Genomic DNA, 15,884 nt, shown 5'->3' with positions numbered 1-15,884 from the left:
CTCGGTCCCCACCATGTGGAGGAAAGAAACAGGTCAAATTCGGGCTACCGGGACGGCGTATCATCGGGCGACGGCAATCTTGCGTACGGCTACTCGCGAACGACCAACCAGCTACCAGCTACCAGACTCCTCGCGATCAACCAACCAGAAAGGTCACGCCTCGGCAGTGGACCATCGGGATCGGGGGCGGGGTGAGCTCGCCCGACACGAGTGGCAGGACAGCGCCGGCCGGAGCGACCCGGCGACGCCCTGGCCAGGTGATCCTTATTCGCGTCCCGACGTCACCTATCGCACCCCGAGCCGGCGGCGGGCCCGGTACCGTGGCGCGCCGGACCCGGTCGACAGCTACACGCCGTCCTGGGCCCGGGAGTCCACAGAGCCGCTCCAGCCCCGCTCCTCGCGGGCGTACGCCGACAGCTCCACATGGGCCTCCGACCCGAAGCCGGAGCTTCGCGACGGGGGCCGGCACCACCGCGCCGACGCGGCGGCCGAGCCGGCGACGGAGACCGGCCGGCCCGGGCGTCGGCGGGTCGCCCCCGAGGTGACCTGGGACAGCACCGGCGAATACTGGCGCGGTCCGAACGGGGCGGCCGACGACACACCGGGCGCGGCGAGCGCCGACGACCGCTGGCGCGGTGCCGGCGACCGGCGACGCGGCGACGCGACCGGGAGCACCCGGAGCGAGGCCGCCGACACCGAGGCGGCCGGCCGGCACGGCCGGCGTCGCGCCGGTGCCGGCCGGCACGGGGACGAGGCCGACGACTGGGCCGCCGCCGCTCCCACCAGCGGCTGGGTCGGCGCGGCCCCCACCACCGGCGCCGGTGCCGCCGCCCCGACCAGCGGCGGATGGATCTCCGAGGCGCCCACCTCCGGCGGATGGGCCGCCGCCGCGCCGACCACCGGTGCCGGCGCCAACAGCGGGCTGCTCGGCGACCCTCCCACGACCTCCGGCCGGGGCAGACGGCGCCGGGCCGACCCGGACGACGGTCCGACCGCGGTACCCACCTCGGGGTGGGGTGCCGGAGCCGTCGATTCCTCCTCCACCGAGACCGGCCGGCGCCACCGGGGCGACCCCACGGTCGGTTGGCCGGAGCCGGCCGACGATTCCGCGCCCAGCCGGTGGGACCGGACCGGCGACCGGGAGCCCGGCACGACGTACGGCTCGGCGCCGGGGCGTCGACGCCGCGCCGAGCCGGCCGGTTGGGAGCCCGACGATCCGAGCGGCCCGGTGCCGACCGCCGGACGGCGGCGTTCCCGGCACCGCGCGGAGGACCCGACGGCGGTCGCGGAGCAGCCGGACGCCACCGCCGCGATCGAGTCGGGCCCGGAGATCGAGCGGTCGAGGGCGAACCCCCGCTGGGTACGGTCGCCCGGCGAGAGCGACCCGGCCGCCGGTACCGGCCGCCGGCCGCGGAGCGGCGAGCCGCTGCGGGGTCCGGCGGGCACCGGTGCCCGCCGACGGCAACCTGAGCCGGACACCGAGCCTGTGCGCCGGTACGGGGCCGACGCCGGGCCGGTACGCCGGGCCGGCGAGGACCGGGATGGCCGGGGGCGGCACGCCGATCCCGGGCCGGAGCCGGGCGCGGATGCCGACCCGGGTTGGCGGACCGAGGCCGGGCCATGGGACCGGCTCACCGACACCGGGATGTTGGACCGGGTCACCGACTCCGAGCCGCCGGAAGGTCCCGCCACCGGCCGTCGCCGCGACCGGAGCACCGACACCGGCCGATGGGACGGGTTCACCGACACCGGCCAGTGGGACAGGTTCACCGACACCACCGAGTGGCGGCACGGTGAACTCGCCGGGCTGGCCGGGGATGCCGGGACCGGGCGCGACAACACCACCGACGGCGGCTCCCGGGGAGCGGGCCGCACCGGACCGGAGGGTGGCGACACGTTCTGGTCCGGCACCAGGCTGGCCGGCGACGACCCGCGCTGGATGGGCATCCCGGACTCGGCGCCGCGTTCTCCGGCGGTCGCGTACCCGCCACCGGCCCGGCCGGTGTCGCCGGCACGCCGGGCGAACGAGCCCCCGCCCCCCATCACCCGGCGGCCGGCAGCGGCAGCGGGTCGCGGTCGTGCCGGTACGGTCGGTTCCGCCCGGAGCGTCAGCGGAGCGGGTACGGCCACCCGGCGCGCACCGAGCGGCACCCTGCTGACCTCGGCGACCAGGACGGGCCGCCCCAGTCCGCTGAGTCGACGGCTCGAAGACGATCTACTCGATCCGCGGCCCAGCGGCCCGCTCACCGCCGTCCTCTACACCGCCGCCTGGTACGCGGTCGCCGTGCTGGCCGTCTTCGTCTGGGTACTCACGCTCGACGCCAGTGTGCCGGTGGACTGCGTATCCGGGGTTTCCGGTGGCTGTGAGTCGGAGCGCGGCCAGGCGATGTCCGCACTGCTGGCCGGGGTGCCCCGGTTCCTCGCCGCGCTGGCGACCGGTCTGGTGGTCGCGGCCCTGATGCGCTGGTTCAACCGCACCTGGCGGGCGGTGACCGTCGGGTTCGCGGCAGCGGTCGTCGGTGGTGGGCTCTCCACCGTCTTCTTCAGCGCGATCAGTGGTCAACCGGTCGGCTGAGGTCTGGTCCCGCCCCGCCGGAAACACGACTCTGGCTCGAAAGACGGCTCCGGGGTGCCGTCCGATCGGACGGCACCCCGGAACTCTGTCTGTCGCCTGGCCGGCTACTTGCCCGGTACGACCTTCAGGTCGAACCGCGCGGTGACCTCCGGGTGCAGCTTGACCCGCACCTGGTGGCTGCCGACCGACTTGATGGCACCGGGCAGCTCCAGCCGACGCCGGTCGAGGGACGGACCACCGGCCGCCTTCACCGCGTCCACCACGTCGCCGGGGGTCACCGAGCCGAAGAGTCGCCCGCCGTTGCCGGCGCGCGCGGTCAGGTTGACCTTGAGGCCCTCAAGCTGGGCCTTCACCTCGTTGGCGTGACCGAGATCCCGGATCTCCCGGGCGGCGCGGGCCCGCTGGATGACCGTGACCTGCTTCTCCGCGCCCTTGGTCCAGGCGATAGCGAAGCCCTGCGGCAGCAGGTAGTTGCGGCCGTAGCCGTCCTTGACCTCGACGATGTCGCCGGGGCCGCCGAGGCCCGACACCTCCTGGGTCAGGATGATCTTCATGTCGGTGCCTCCTCTCAGCGGGCCGTGGCCGTGTACGGCAGAAGCGCCATCTCGCGAGCGTTCTTGACCGCACGAGCGATCTGCCGCTGCTGCTGGGAGGTGACCCCGGTCACCCGCCGAGCGCGGATCTTGCCGCGGTCGGAGATGAACTTGCGCAGCAGCGCGGTGTCCTTGTAGTCGATGTAGGTGATCCCGTCCTTGTCGAGCGGGTTCACCTTCTTCTTCGGCTTGCGCAGTGCCGCAGCCTTTGCCATTGCTCTTGCTCCTGGTTTGCGATCCCGGATGGTAGCCACCCGGGTCAGAACGGGGGCTCGTCGTCGAAGTTGCCGCCGCCCGAACCGGACGAACGCGAGGAGGCCGGAGCCGCCGTGGCCCACGGGTCGTCGAAGTTGCCTCCGCCGCCACCCTGGCCACCGCCACCGCCACCGCCACCACCGCCGGAGGCGCCGAACCCGCCGCCGCCGCCGGAGCGCGACATCTTCTGCACCTTCGCCGTGGCGTACCGCAGCGACGGGCCGATCTCGTCGACCTCCAGCTCGATGACGGTGCGCTTCTCGCCCTCGCGGGTCTCGTAGGACCGCTGCCGGAGCCGGCCCGACACGATCACGCGAGCACCGCGCTGCAACGACTCGGCGACGTGCTCGGCCGCCTGCCGCCAGACGGTGCACGAGAGGAAGAGCGGCTCGCCGTCCTTCCACTCGTTCGTCGTCCGGTCCATGAACCGGGGCGTCGAGGCGACCCGGAACTTGGCGACCGCGGCGCCGGACGGGGTGAAACGCAACTCGGGGTCGTCGGTCAGGTTGCCGATGACCGTGATGGTGGTATCTCCTGCCATGACCATCTCCTCGCGCACTCATCAATCCCTGAAAGGCTGCCAGAGCAGTACGACAGGACGGATGAGGCTGATCCGGGCGTGCCGGAAACGCGTCAGCGCGTCTCCGGCCGGATGACCTTGGTGCGCAGCACGGACTCGTTGAGTCGGAGCTGCCGGTCCAGCTCGGCCACCGACGCAGGCGTCGCCTGCAGGTCGATGACGGCGTAGATTCCCTCGGCCTTCTTGTCGATCTCGAACGCGAGGCGCCGACGACCCCACACGTCGAGCTTCTCCACCGAGCCACCCGCGGTCCGGATCACGTTGAGGTACGTGTCGAGCGACGGGGCGACGGTGCGCTCCTCGAGGCTTGGGTCGAGGATGACCATGATCTCGTAATGACGCAAGACGTGCTCACCTCCTCTGGGCTAGCGGCCACGGTCCTTCCGTGACAGGAGGTCATGCGTCGTTGCCGGGCGGTATCGGGAGGGATCCCGTCGCGCGCGGGCAACCTGAGCAGAATACCCGGTCCACCGGCGTCGGGCGTCGGCGGACCCCGTGGCCGCCGGCCGCCCTGCACACGGACCGGTGCCAAGAGCCTCCTCCGGTCGCGTTGACCGGAGGAGGCTCTTCGACGCAGAGCCGCGGGGCGCATCCCGTCCGCATTCTTTGGGTGGGACCTGGGGAGGAACGACCACACCGATGAGTTGGATGGAAGGCGCCCCGCGGAGCCTATTGTATTGTCATCTTACGCGATAACAGTCTGTGTTGTGCGTTGAGCGAAAATTGCCCGAATTACTCCTGCCGAGACCCCGAGCACGCCGACCGTGGCCACCGACGCCAGCAGCCGGGCCAGTCCGGCGGGCCGGACGGTCACCCGGGCGCACCAGGACGGTGGCAGCCCCGCCGAGTCGGTCGGACGGCGGAGGGTAGCTGCCCGGCGCCGCGTCCTGCGGCGCCCCGGCGCTCCCGGGGCCGGCCACATCGGGACCATGCGGCACCGACCCCACCTCGGACCGGCCGACCGACCCGGCGGGGAAGACACGGACCGGCGTGACCCCGGCCCCGGACAGTGGCTCCGACGCCCCGGCCGCGAAGCCGGACAGCAGCCGTGGTGCGCCCGCGGCGAACGCGGGGACCGCTGCTGCGGCTCGGCGGCGGAGCGGCAGGACCATGTCTTCCCTCTTTCCGGCACAACTCGTGAATCGACCCGGCCCGTACGCCGGGCGAACGGATCTCACCTGGAGAAACGATCCATCCTCCGGCCGGTGACGCGGACCGCCCCGGGACTACCACGCCCGGGCTGCCGGGCCGGACAGGTGCGCCCGTCCCCGCCCGACCGACCGGCGCGACGTAGGCTCGCCTTCATGCGTATCGGAGCCCATGTCGATGCCACGGATCCGTTGGACGAGGCGGCCCTCCGGAAGGCGGACGCGGTCCAGTTCTTCCTCGCCGATCCACAGAAGGACTGGAAGACACCGCAGCCACGGGCCGACGCGGCCCGGCTGCGCGATTCCGAGGTGGACGTCTACATCCACGCGCCGTACGTCATCAACCTCGCCACCACCAACAACCGGATCCGCATCCCGAGCCGGAAGCTGCTGCTCGGGCACGCCACCGCCGCCGCCGCAGTCGGCGCCAAGGGCCTGATCGTGCACGGCGGGCACGTCAACGCGGGCGACGACATCGCCAAGGGCTTCGACAACTGGCGCAAGGCCTTCGCCCAGGCCGCCGAGTCCGGCGGGCACGACGTCCCGGTGCTGATCGAGAACACGGCCGGCGGCGACAACGCCTGCGCCCGCCGGTTCGACAACCTGGCCCGGCTCTGGGACGCCGTGGGCGATTACGACGTCGGCTTCTGCCTGGACACCTGCCACGCGCACGCGGGCGGCGAGGACCTGCTCGACGTCGTCGACCGGGTCCTGGCGATCACCGGCCGGATCGACCTGATCCACGCCAACGGCTCCAAGGATGCCTTCGACTCCGGCCGGGACCGCCACGAGAACCTCGCCAGCGGCACCATCGACCCGGAACTGGTGGTGGCGGTGGTCCGGGCGGCCGGCGCGCCGGCCATCGTCGAGACGCCCGGCGGCGTCGACGGTCAGGCCACCGACATCGCCTATCTCCGCGACCGCGTAGGCCGGTAGGGGCGAGGACCCGATGTCGACGGACCAGTCCAACGCCAACGAGACAACCCGTCCCGGCGCCGCGCCGGCCGGCACCAACCCGGACCCCACCCCGGCCACGACGGCCGCAGCGGGTACGCCCACCAGCTCGGACTCCGGCGCCGCCGGGGTGCGGACGACATCGACCGAAGCCGGGACGGGCACCACCCTGCGGTCGGCGGTACCGGCCTCGGAGAGCGACTCGCACCCCACCGCCTCCGACGGTACGGCGTCGGCAGCCGGCGCTCCGACGATGGCGGTGACGTCGACGACGGCGCAGATCTCCCCGGTGCCGGGCGGGAAGCTCGACACCCCGCCCGGGAAGCCGGCGCAGTCGGGCGGCGGCGGAGGCGAAGCCGGGAAAGCCGACGACACCGAGGCCGGCAAGGCCGACGACGCCGAGGGCAAGGCGGCCGGCGGCGACGACAGGACGTCGAAGGACAGCAAGGACAAGGACAGCAAGGACAAGGACAGCAAGGACAAGGACAGCAAGGACAAGGACAGCAAGGACAAGGACAGCAAGGACAAGGACAGCAAGGACAAGGACAGCAAGGACAAGGACAGCAAGGACAAGGCGGCCGGTGACGACCAGCCGGCGAAGCCCGCAGACCCGTTCGCCGCGTTCGCGCCGGCTCCCGAGGTGGTACCCGGACGGATCCGGCGGATCGGTCGAGGTGTCGGCCGTCGGCTGGTACACGAGTGGACCCTGGCCGGGCTCGGCGCGCTGGCCCTGGCCGTCCTGATGACCTGGCCGACGCTGCGCTACCCCCGGCACACGCTGCCGCAGGACTACTGGGATCCGGCGCTACAGGCCTGGCAGGTCGCCTGGTCCGGGCACATCCTGCTGACCAAGCCGGCCCAGTTGTGGCAGAGCAACGCGTTCTTCCCGGAGACCTGGACCTTCGCCTTCTCCGACACCCTGCTCGGGTACGCCCCGGCGGGCATGATCGGTCAGGGCCCGGAGGCGGCGATCCTCCGCTACAACATCCTCTTCGTCCTGGCCCACGCGCTCGCCGTGCTCGGGGCGTACGCGCTGGTGCGGCAGCTCGGGGCGGGACGGATCGGCGCCGCGGTGGCGGGGATCGGCTTCGCGTACGCGCCCTGGCTGCTCGGCCAGGCCGGTCACCTGCACGTGCTCTCCAACGGAGGTATCCCGCTCGCCCTGGCCATGCTGGCCCGGGGACACGGCTGGTCGCTGCGGCACGGCTACCGACCCGAACGTCGACGTTCCGGTTGGGCGTTCGCCGGCTGGCTGGTCGCCGCCTGGCAGCTCAGCCTCGGTTTCGGCATCGGCCTCGTCTTCGCGTACGTGATGGGTCTGATCGCGGTCGTGGTGCTGCTGAGCTGGCTGGTCCGGCGGATCCTGCGCCGGCCAGGGCAGTGGTTCGGGTTCCGGCTGCTGCTGGCCGACTTCTGGGGCGGCGCGATCTTCGCGGCGACCGGTGCCCTGCTGGCGATCCCGTACTTCAAGGTCGCCGAACTGCATCCCCACGCCCGGCGGACCGCCGAGGAGCTGCGCAACTACTCCCCGCCGCCAGGTGGTTTCCTCACCGCTCCGCCGGAGTCGCTGATCTGGGGCGACCTGCACGAGCCGGTCCGGGCCGGGCTTCCCGGGCTGCCGGAGACCACCCTGCTGCCGGGGTACGTCCTCTTCGCGCTCGCCCTCGCCGGCCTCCTCTTCTCGGTCTGGACGGTACGCCAGCGCCTGCTGCTGCTGGCGGCCGTGCTCGTCACCGGGGTGCTCGCGATGGGCAGCCGGTTCTTCGGCGGCACCTGGACCTACCTGCCACTCTTCGAGCACCTGCCCGGCTGGGACGGTCTGCGTACGCCGGGCCGACTGATGATCTGGGTCACCCTGCTGCTCGGCGTCCTCGCCGCCGGCTCGGTCGGCGCCTTCGCGGAGCGGGCCCGGCAGATCTCGGCCGCCGAGCGGGTGCCACCCCGGCCGGGGCCGTTCCTCCGGCTGGTCACGCTGCTGCCGATCGTGCTGGTGCTGGCCGAGGGGCTCAACACCACGCCGCATCCGGTGGTACCGGTGCAGCCCGCGTCGATGCGGGTCGCCAACGGCCCGATCCTGGTGCTCCCCTCGGACCAGAAGACCGACCAGCACGTGATGCTCTGGTCGACCAGCCGGTTCCAGGACACCGTCAACGGCGGCAGCGGGTTCACGCCGAACCGGCTCGCCGAGGTACGCCAGGCCACGGCGAACTTCCCCGACCAGGCGAGCATCGACTTCCTGCGCAACATGGGCGTACGTACGGTGATCGTGCTCCGGGACCGGGTGGCCGGTACCCCGTTGCAGGCCACCGTCGACCTGCCGGTCGACACCCTGGGAATCAGCCGGGAGGACGTCGGGGAGACGGTCGTCTACCGGCTCTGATCCCGGCCGCTCCCTCCTCCACGGTCCGGGCCCGGTCCGTGATCGCGTCGATGCCGCCGCGACCGTGCGAGCCGGGGTCGTGGCCGGCGCGGCGCGATCGGTGCGGGGCAGGTCGTGGCCGGCACCGCTTGACCGTGCGGCTCGACCGGCCGGATCGTGCCGGGGTAGCTCGGCCGCTGCGGGTCAGGTCGTGGCCGGCGCCGGTTCGGCCGGGGCCGGCCGACCACGGAGTCGGGCGAGCCAGGAGGCGTCCGGGGCGCCGTCGTAGCTCCCGCCGTCGGGGTCGTCGAGGTAGGTGCTCCGGACCGGGTCGCCCTCGGGCCGCAGGATGTCCCGGACAACCAGCACGCAGAGCACCACGACGGTGGTCAGCCGCAGCGTGGCGGCGAACACGAAGACACCCTCCGGGAAGACCTGCTTGCCGCCGGCCCCGAGCAGCTCGCCGTAGAACGCGACGAAGTAGCCGACCTCGGCGAACTGCCAGGCGAGGAAGGCGCCCCAGCGCGGCCGGGCCAGCACCAGCAGGGGCAGCAGCCAGAGGTTGAACTGCTGCGACCACACCTTGCTGAAGATCAGGAACGCCGCCACCATCAGGAAGACCAGCGCGGCCAGCCGGGGGCGGCGCTTGGCGAACAGCGCCAGCGCGCCGATGGCGAGGAACGCCAGCGTGATCAGGGCGTACGACACCGTGTTCAGGGTCGGGATGTTGTTGCTGAGCCACTGGAACGGCCCCTCGTCGCCGGGGCCGCCGCTGTTCCACTTGCTGTCCAGGTAGCGGCCGATGTACCAGAGTGTGCCCCAGTCGACCGCCCGCTCGCTGTTCAGGTCGAAGAAGCGTCGCCAGTTGTCGGGATAGAGGATCGCGACGGGCAGGTTCACCGCCACGATCGTGACGACGGCCGAACTGATCGTCACCAGCATCTCCTTCACCCGGGCGGTACGCAGCCCGAGCAGGAAGAGCGGCCAGAGCACGAAGAGCGGCCACAGTTTCGCGGAGGTGGCCAGCCCGAGCAGGATGCCGGCGGCCAGGGGTTGTCGTTTCGCCCAGGCGTACATGCCGATCGCGGCCAGCCCGATGGCGAGCAGGTCCCAGTTGACGGTGGCGGTGACCAGCAGCGCGGGGGAGAGCGCGAACATGGCGGCGTCCCACGGCCGGCGGCGGCGCAACGACAGGATCATCGCCACGGTGGCCACCGCGAGCGCCCCGAGGACCAGCGCGTTGAGGTTGTAGAACCACTGCGCCTGGTTGATCTCGGGCCGGTCCACTCCGATGTTGTGCACCGGCAGGCCGAGCGCGCCCATGAAGTATCCGGTGACCACCGGGTATTCCACCGGGTGGTCCCGGTAGGGGACCTTGCCCTCGTTGAGCCCCTCGGCGTAGTAGAGCGCGAGCACGTCCGTGTAGCAGAACCGGGTGTACTGGACGTTGTTCTGCCAGGCACCGTCCTGGCAGGGCGACTTCTGCACCCAGTGCAGCGCCAGGGTGAGGCAGGTCAGCGCCAGCACGATCCGGGCGGCTGTCCAGAACCGGCCGCTGGCCTGGGTGCCCCGGCGTTCGACCCCGCTGGCGTGTGCGCCGAGCGGGCCGCCGATCGCCTCGGCGAGCCCTCGGACGAAGCCGTCCGAATGGGACGGGTGGTCAGCCTTCTCAGGTTCGTCGATGCCAGCCGGCGACTGTGCGCTCATGACTACGCATCCTGCCGTATCCGCAGCGACGTCACGAGCACCGGAACGGGCCGATGACCCGCGTTGTCGCTCACCGATCCTTCTCCTGCCGCCTCGACCGCCGCACCGGCGGCCGGGACGGGCCGCGAGGGGACGCGAGGGTTCATGCGGGAGCTGACAAGGCCCGCGGGGAGGGCGACCCAGCATCTCCAACCACATCTCGGACGATCTGTCAATCAGCTTAACAGAATTGAGTATCGACTATATTCGTGAAAGACTCTCGACGGAGAGAACGGGGGAGGCTCTGTGGACTTTCGCATGCTCGGCCCTCTGAGGATTCGATCGGGAAATACCTACCAAGCCATCAGCAGCCATCGTCATCGGAAGATGTTGGCGGCCCTTCTGGTCGACGCCAATACACCTGTTTCCACCGGCCGACTCATTGATGTGTTATGGGGAGTTCGGCCTCCGACCACAGCACGTCAGCAGGTGCAGAACTGTGTCGGCTCGCTCAGAACGGTGCTGCGCAAGGCTGGCCACCAGGCAGTCCTCGACCGACGAGGCGAGAGCTACGTCCTCGAGATAGCTGACGACCTCGTCGACGGCCTCACATTCTGTAGATTGCACCGTAAAGCCGAGAACCACGTCGCCCGAAGTGAACTGACGGAGGCGGGCGAGTTACTCCGCTCGGCGCTCGCCCTGTGGCACGGCCAAGCTCTTGAGGACATCGGGTCGGACGCGCTTGTTGCGGATGCAACCCGGTTGGAGGAACTGCGGATCCGGGCAATGGAGGCACTGGTCGAACTTGAATTCGCCCGGGGGAACCAGACCGACATCATCGCGGATCTGTCGGTTTGGGTACAGCTGTACCCATACCATGAAGGGTTACACTGCCGACTCGCGGAGGCACTACACGAGGCGTCCCGAACCGCCGACGCGCTGAACGTCATCCGACCGCTGAAGACCCGGCTCGACGTGGAGTTGGGCATCAACGCCGGCCCATCGGTGCGCAGCATGGAACGGAAGCTGCTGGGCTTGACCGACATTCCGTACCACGCAGTCCCTACCCCGGCGAAGGCGACCGGTGCTGGCAGGGACGGCGTCCCGTACGGTGCGTCCGGCGGCGTGAGCCGACTCGACGCGGCGCTGATCAGCACCATAACCACCGCCCTGGAAGACCTGTCCACGGCAGTGCACCGGTTGGTGGGCGACGGGCGGGTCGATCTCGCCGGCGGTACGGAGCATCCCGGCGACCGTTAGTCAGGACCTCCGGCGGCCCGACGGAGCGCGGCAACACTGCCCGGGAAACGGTCCGGTGGCGGACCGGGGGCGCGACGGTGATTTCCTCGGGTGGCGGTGATGGCGATACGGGACATCCTGCTCCTGTCCACTTCTCGGCCACCGGAGACGGCCCCATGAGGAAGCTGAGAGCGGCGGGCGTCGGCGTGCTTCTGGCGGGGACACTCGCCGTAGCGCCGACCCCGTCAGCAGCGGCACCCACACCTCCGCCCAGGAGCAGCCGCCGAGCGCCACGACCGCTCCCGGTTCGCCGGACAGCGTCCCGGACCCAGACCGGAGGCTCGGCCGGGACTGGCGCCGCTCCACCGATCGGACGGTGACCACCTCCAGCGATGCCACCGGCTTGCACCTGCTGGTCGCCGACCGGTCGGCGGCCTACCGGTGGCGCACGGCCGCGGGCCTGGCCGAGCCCGGCATCGTGACCGACCAGTGGATCGGGCAGTTCTGCCTTACCGGTTCCGGGCGGTACGCAATCGTGTCGTATGCCCCCCGCCAGTTCGCCAACGACGAACTGGCCTGGACCGGAGCGCCTTCGCGGCGATCGTCGACCTCTCCTCCGGCAGTGTCACGAAGCTGGCCGAACCGGACCACCTCGCCTACTACGACCCCGGCTGCGGTGCCGGGAAGACCGGCACTCCACGGCGTTCGCGGTCCGCCTCGCCCCGCCCGGCCCGGCGGATGGGTGGCGATGACCGACCGGTGGCGGCCCGAGCACCCGGGTCTGAGGCCCAGGCCCTTGCTCGAAGCTCCGCTTCCGACCTGCCGTGACAGCAGCGGCCCCGACCAGGAACCTGGTCGGGGCCACCATCTCGATCACGGGATCTGCTGCTCAGTCTCGCCCGGTTGTCGTCGTGGGCAGAATCGCGGCCGTGCCCCCACCGCCACCGCCGCCGCGCGGACCGTCGGGACCCTCGCCGCCGCCAGGGCCGCCACCACCAGGACCACCGCCGCCGGGACCGTCCGGGTCACCGCCGATGATAGGACCGCCGGTGCCAGGACCACCGTCGTTCGGCGGGGGACAGAGCCCGTTGACCGGGATCGGGCAGTTCGGCGGCGGATCCGCCGGCTTTTCCCCGTTACCGGCCTCGGGGTCGCCCAGGCCCTTGGAGTCCGGCATCTCGGACTTCTTAACGCCGTCGAGCGCCTTGTCCATGTACTGCTTCCAGATGTCGGCGGGCAGATTGCCGCCACCGACATCGCCGCCACCGGTCCTGAGGATCTTGGGCTTCTTCGGGTTGTCGCTGCCGATCCAGACCGCCGTGGCTATCTCCGGCGTGTAGCCGACCATCCAGGCGTCCGCGTTCTGCTTCGTGTCGCCGTACTGCCAGGTGCCGGTCTTGCCAGCTGCCGGTCGGCCTCCTGCCAGGCTGTGGTTGTTGGCGCCCGGAATCTTCTTGAGCACCGAGGTGACCTCGTCGGCGACGTCCGCCCGGATCCGCTGCGCCGGCTTGATCTGCTCGCCGCCAACCTTCTTCCACACGCCGGTCTGCTTGTCCTGCTGCTCGATCTTCGTAATGAAGTGGGCCTTGTTGTACTTGCCCCGGTTAGCCAGGGTGGCGAGCCCGTTCGCATGGTCGAGCACGGTAATCGGGTACTGCCCGTACGCGACGACGTGGAAGAACGGCGACGGAGCCACCTCTTCAGGCTTCTTCTTGGTCAGGTCGACCGGTTCCGGCCCCTTGCCCCCGGTGGTCCACATGGTGGTGACCCCGGCCTGCCGAGCCATGCCAACGATCTTGTCCGGACCGATCTTCTCACTGACGTGGTAGAAGGGCACGTTGTAGGACTGGACGGTCGAGTGGGCCAGTTCGCAGTACTTCTTGCAGTCGGGGTTCCGGCCGGCGTTCACGACCTCGTCCTTGAAACCCTCCGGTTTGAACGGGGTGGAGTCCCAGTGTGACTCAATCGAGATGCCCGCCTCGATCGCGGCCGCCAGGGTATAGACCTTGAACGACGAGCCCGGTGGATGCCCGCCGACCAGCTTGCCCCCGATGGTGTTCTTCCCGGCGTAGTCGATGCCGACGCCACTGTTGCCGCCGTAGTAAGCCAGGACCCGGCCGGTCTTCGGGTCGATCGAGACCAGTGCGGCCTGTAGGTTCGCCGGCTGGTCGTTCAGCGGAGAACTCTTCTTCTCCTGTTGGGCCGCCGCCTCCGCCGCGTCCTGCAACCTCCGGTCGATGGTTGTCGTGATCTTGTAACCGTCGGTGGCGAGCGTGGTCTGGCAGTTCGGCTTCGAACTGCCGGCGGGGACGGCGCCGTCGTGGCACAATCCCATCGCCTCCATCTCGGCCCGGACGTAGTTGACGACGTTGCCCTTGGGAGTTTTCACGCCCACCGAGGCGCTGGCGTCCCTGGGCTTCGCCACTGCCGGGTACTTGGCGGGCCGGTCAGCCGGGTCCAGCCACTTCTTCTCCACCATGCCGTTGAGCACGTAGTTCCAGCGGTCTTCGGCCGCCTCACGGTTCTGCGCCGGGTCGAAGCCCTTGACGCCGGTCTGCGGGTCGTTGTCCGGCTGTTTGATCATTCCGGCCAGCACTGCCGCCTCGCCGACGTCGAGCTTTTCGGCGGACTTGCCGAAGAACGTCACCGCTGCCATCTCGATGCCGTACGCGCCCCGGCCGAAGTAGATGGTGTTGAGGTAGTGCTGCATGATCTCGCCTTTGCTGAACTCGTCGTTCAGCCGGGAGGCGAGGATCGCCTCCTTGAGCTTCCGCTGGTAGCTGTCGTCGGCCAGGTTCTGGTAGGCGTTCCGGGCGTACTGCTGGGTGATGGTTGAGGCACCCTGCTTCGTACCGCCGGTGAAGTTGTTCCAGGCCGCCCGGGCGATGCCGATGTAGTCCACGCCGTCGTGGTCGTAGAAGTTCCGGTCCTCGGCTGCGGCCACCGCCCACTGCACGTGCTCCGGGATCTTCGCCAGCGGCACGATGGTCCGAGCCTGCTGGCCCAGGGTGACCATCGTCTTACCCTTGCTGTCGAGGATCGTGGTGCCGACGGGCAACGGAATCTGGTCCGGCATGACCACGTTCGTCGAGTAGTAGGTGATCCCCACGACCCCGCCGCCCGCCAGCATGATGAAGACCGCGAACGCCGCGATCACGAGGTTCATCCGCTTGCGCCGCTTGGCGCGCTTCTGCGCTGCCTCGTCAGGCTCACCACGGCGACCGCGACGTCCGCCAGGGCCGCCAGGCTCGTCTGGCCCGCCTGGACCGGCCGGTGAGACCGGGACGACAGCTCGGCCCACTCGGGCCCGTCCGCCGGCGCCACCGGCGCCCGCGCCACTGACCGAGGCGGTGCCGACGCTCGCGCGGCCCGCAGATGCCCTGCCGGCACCGTAACTGCCACCCGAACCAGGCGCGTCGGGAACCGACGCGCTGCCGCCGACGCGTGCCCGCCCCGCCGACGCCGAACCGACCGACGCCGAACCCGAAGCCGGGGAGACCGGTGCGGCCCAGCCACCGCCGACCGAGGCGCGCCCCGGTGGTGTCGCCCGTCCCGAGGAGGAACCGCCGCCGACGCTGGCCCGGGCCGATGCGCCGTCCGCCCGGCCGCCGTTGGCTGGCCAGGAACCGCGCTCGCCTGCCGCCGCCGAACGACGGTCGGCGGAGTCGTCCCGGGTGCGCGGGTATGGACCGTCCGCTGGTCCGTGGTCGCCGTTCGCGCCGGGGAACTGGGCCCGACCGCGCGCGGAACTAGGATCGCCGTACGAGTTCATTCGTCACACCCTGCCGGTCGCGGTGATGGCCATGCGCGCCACCACCGGGTTGCCGTGAGTTGGGACACGCTCCACCCGGGATCGGACGCGCCGATCTACGGATGGTGCGACATCGGAAAAAACCGGACTTATCCGGTTTGCGAGATAGAACTCGTCCCGTCGGCGGGGGAAGATCCCGCTGGCCGAGGAACGAGTCGCAGTCACCGGCGCGCCTCGCGCCTTCGTCTGACCGAGGTGCCCGTCGACGCGGCCACCGCCGCACCGGCGGCCGGCCCGGCGCCCACGCTGTCGTCACCGGAGACACCGTCCCGGCCGAGCAGGAACTGCTCGACGAGATGGTTCCAGTCGCAGCCGCGGCACACCTCCACCACGTACACCTGGAACTCACGCAGGGTCATCGCCAGCACCGAAAGCTCCGCTCGGGTGCGGGCCTGACCGGCCGACTGCTTGAGCTCATCGCCGTAAATGTAGTGGACGTGGGTCAGATTTTCTCGCCGGCAGACCGGACAGAGCGTCTCGGTCGGCTCGCCGTGGAACCGGGCAGCGTTCTTGAGGTACGGCGAGGCGTCGCAGACCTCGTACGTCCCCACCCGACCCGAATGCACCTCACGCAGCACCGCTCGCTTCTGTAGCGAGTAGTCGACGACCTGGCGCTGCGAACGCATGGGCAGAAGAGTACTGGGTCCGGCCGGACGAGGCGACCACCGTCACTTACTGTGATCG

The 15,884-nt window shown here is 70.7% G+C and carries 11 protein-coding genes; 4 read left to right on the top strand and 7 right to left on the bottom strand.

Going from position 1 to position 15,884, the window contains the following annotated elements:
• Nucleotides 1-166: 166 nt before the first annotated feature.
• Nucleotides 167-2,575 (top strand): hypothetical protein, encoded by a 2,409-nt coding sequence (locus R6Y94_RS32620; RefSeq protein ID WP_318399896.1) that lies wholly within the window; start codon nt 167-169, stop codon nt 2,573-2,575.
• Between the two features lie 104 nt (nt 2,576-2,679).
• Here R6Y94_RS32620 and rplI read toward each other — a convergent pair whose 3' ends face one another.
• The 4 genes from rplI to rpsF form a co-directional block, all read right to left on the bottom strand.
• A complete protein-coding gene (gene rplI, locus R6Y94_RS32615) occupies nt 2,680-3,129 on the bottom strand; it encodes a 50S ribosomal protein L9 (protein ID WP_130461286.1) in 450 nt (149 codons plus the stop codon).
• Between the two features lie 14 nt (nt 3,130-3,143).
• Nucleotides 3,144-3,383, bottom strand: a complete 240-nt coding sequence (gene rpsR, locus R6Y94_RS32610; protein WP_007073789.1) for a 30S ribosomal protein S18 — start codon at nt 3,381-3,383, stop codon at nt 3,144-3,146.
• A gap of 44 nt (nt 3,384-3,427) precedes the next feature.
• Nucleotides 3,428-3,982, bottom strand: a complete 555-nt coding sequence (locus R6Y94_RS32605; RefSeq protein WP_318399894.1) for a single-stranded DNA-binding protein — start codon at nt 3,980-3,982, stop codon at nt 3,428-3,430.
• A gap of 74 nt (nt 3,983-4,056) precedes the next feature.
• Nucleotides 4,057-4,347 carry a 30S ribosomal protein S6 gene (rpsF, locus tag R6Y94_RS32600; protein WP_318399893.1) on the bottom strand — a complete coding sequence of 97 codons (291 nt, stop codon included), beginning with the start codon at nt 4,345-4,347 and terminating at the stop codon, nt 4,057-4,059.
• A gap of 960 nt (nt 4,348-5,307) precedes the next feature.
• On the opposite strand from rpsF, the gene R6Y94_RS32595 reads away from it, so the two are divergent.
• Nucleotides 5,308-6,087, top strand: a complete 780-nt coding sequence (locus R6Y94_RS32595; RefSeq protein WP_318399891.1) for a deoxyribonuclease IV — start codon at nt 5,308-5,310, stop codon at nt 6,085-6,087.
• A 271-nt stretch (nt 6,088-6,358) separates the two neighbouring features.
• Entirely contained in the window at nt 6,359-8,485 is a 2,127-nt protein-coding gene (locus R6Y94_RS32590; RefSeq protein ID WP_412102933.1) for a hypothetical protein, read from the top strand.
• 183 nt (nt 8,486-8,668) lie between these two features.
• Here the strand turns inward: R6Y94_RS32590 and R6Y94_RS32585 are convergent, their stop codons facing one another.
• Entirely contained in the window at nt 8,669-10,171 is a 1,503-nt protein-coding gene (locus tag R6Y94_RS32585) for a glycosyltransferase family 87 protein (protein WP_318399888.1), read from the bottom strand.
• 285 nt (nt 10,172-10,456) lie between these two features.
• On the opposite strand from R6Y94_RS32585, the gene R6Y94_RS32580 reads away from it, so the two are divergent.
• A complete protein-coding gene (locus R6Y94_RS32580) occupies nt 10,457-11,410 on the top strand; it encodes an AfsR/SARP family transcriptional regulator (protein WP_318399886.1) in 954 nt (317 codons plus the stop codon).
• A gap of 868 nt (nt 11,411-12,278) precedes the next feature.
• Here the strand turns inward: R6Y94_RS32580 and R6Y94_RS32575 are convergent.
• Both R6Y94_RS32575 and R6Y94_RS32570 read right to left on the bottom strand, forming a co-directional pair.
• Entirely contained in the window at nt 12,279-15,161 is a 2,883-nt protein-coding gene (locus tag R6Y94_RS32575) for a transglycosylase domain-containing protein (protein WP_318399885.1), read from the bottom strand.
• Between the two features lie 200 nt (nt 15,162-15,361).
• Nucleotides 15,362-15,826 carry a DUF5318 domain-containing protein gene (locus tag R6Y94_RS32570; protein ID WP_318399883.1) on the bottom strand — a complete coding sequence of 155 codons (465 nt, stop codon included), beginning with the start codon at nt 15,824-15,826 and terminating at the stop codon, nt 15,362-15,364.
• Nucleotides 15,827-15,884 lie beyond the last annotated feature (58 nt).

Source organism: Plantactinospora sp. KLBMP9567 (assembly GCF_033446045.1).
Taxonomy (GTDB): Bacteria; Actinomycetota; Actinomycetes; order Mycobacteriales; family Micromonosporaceae; genus Plantactinospora.
Note: the sequence above shows the minus strand (reverse complement) of the source record. Positions and strands in the feature narration are given on the sequence as shown.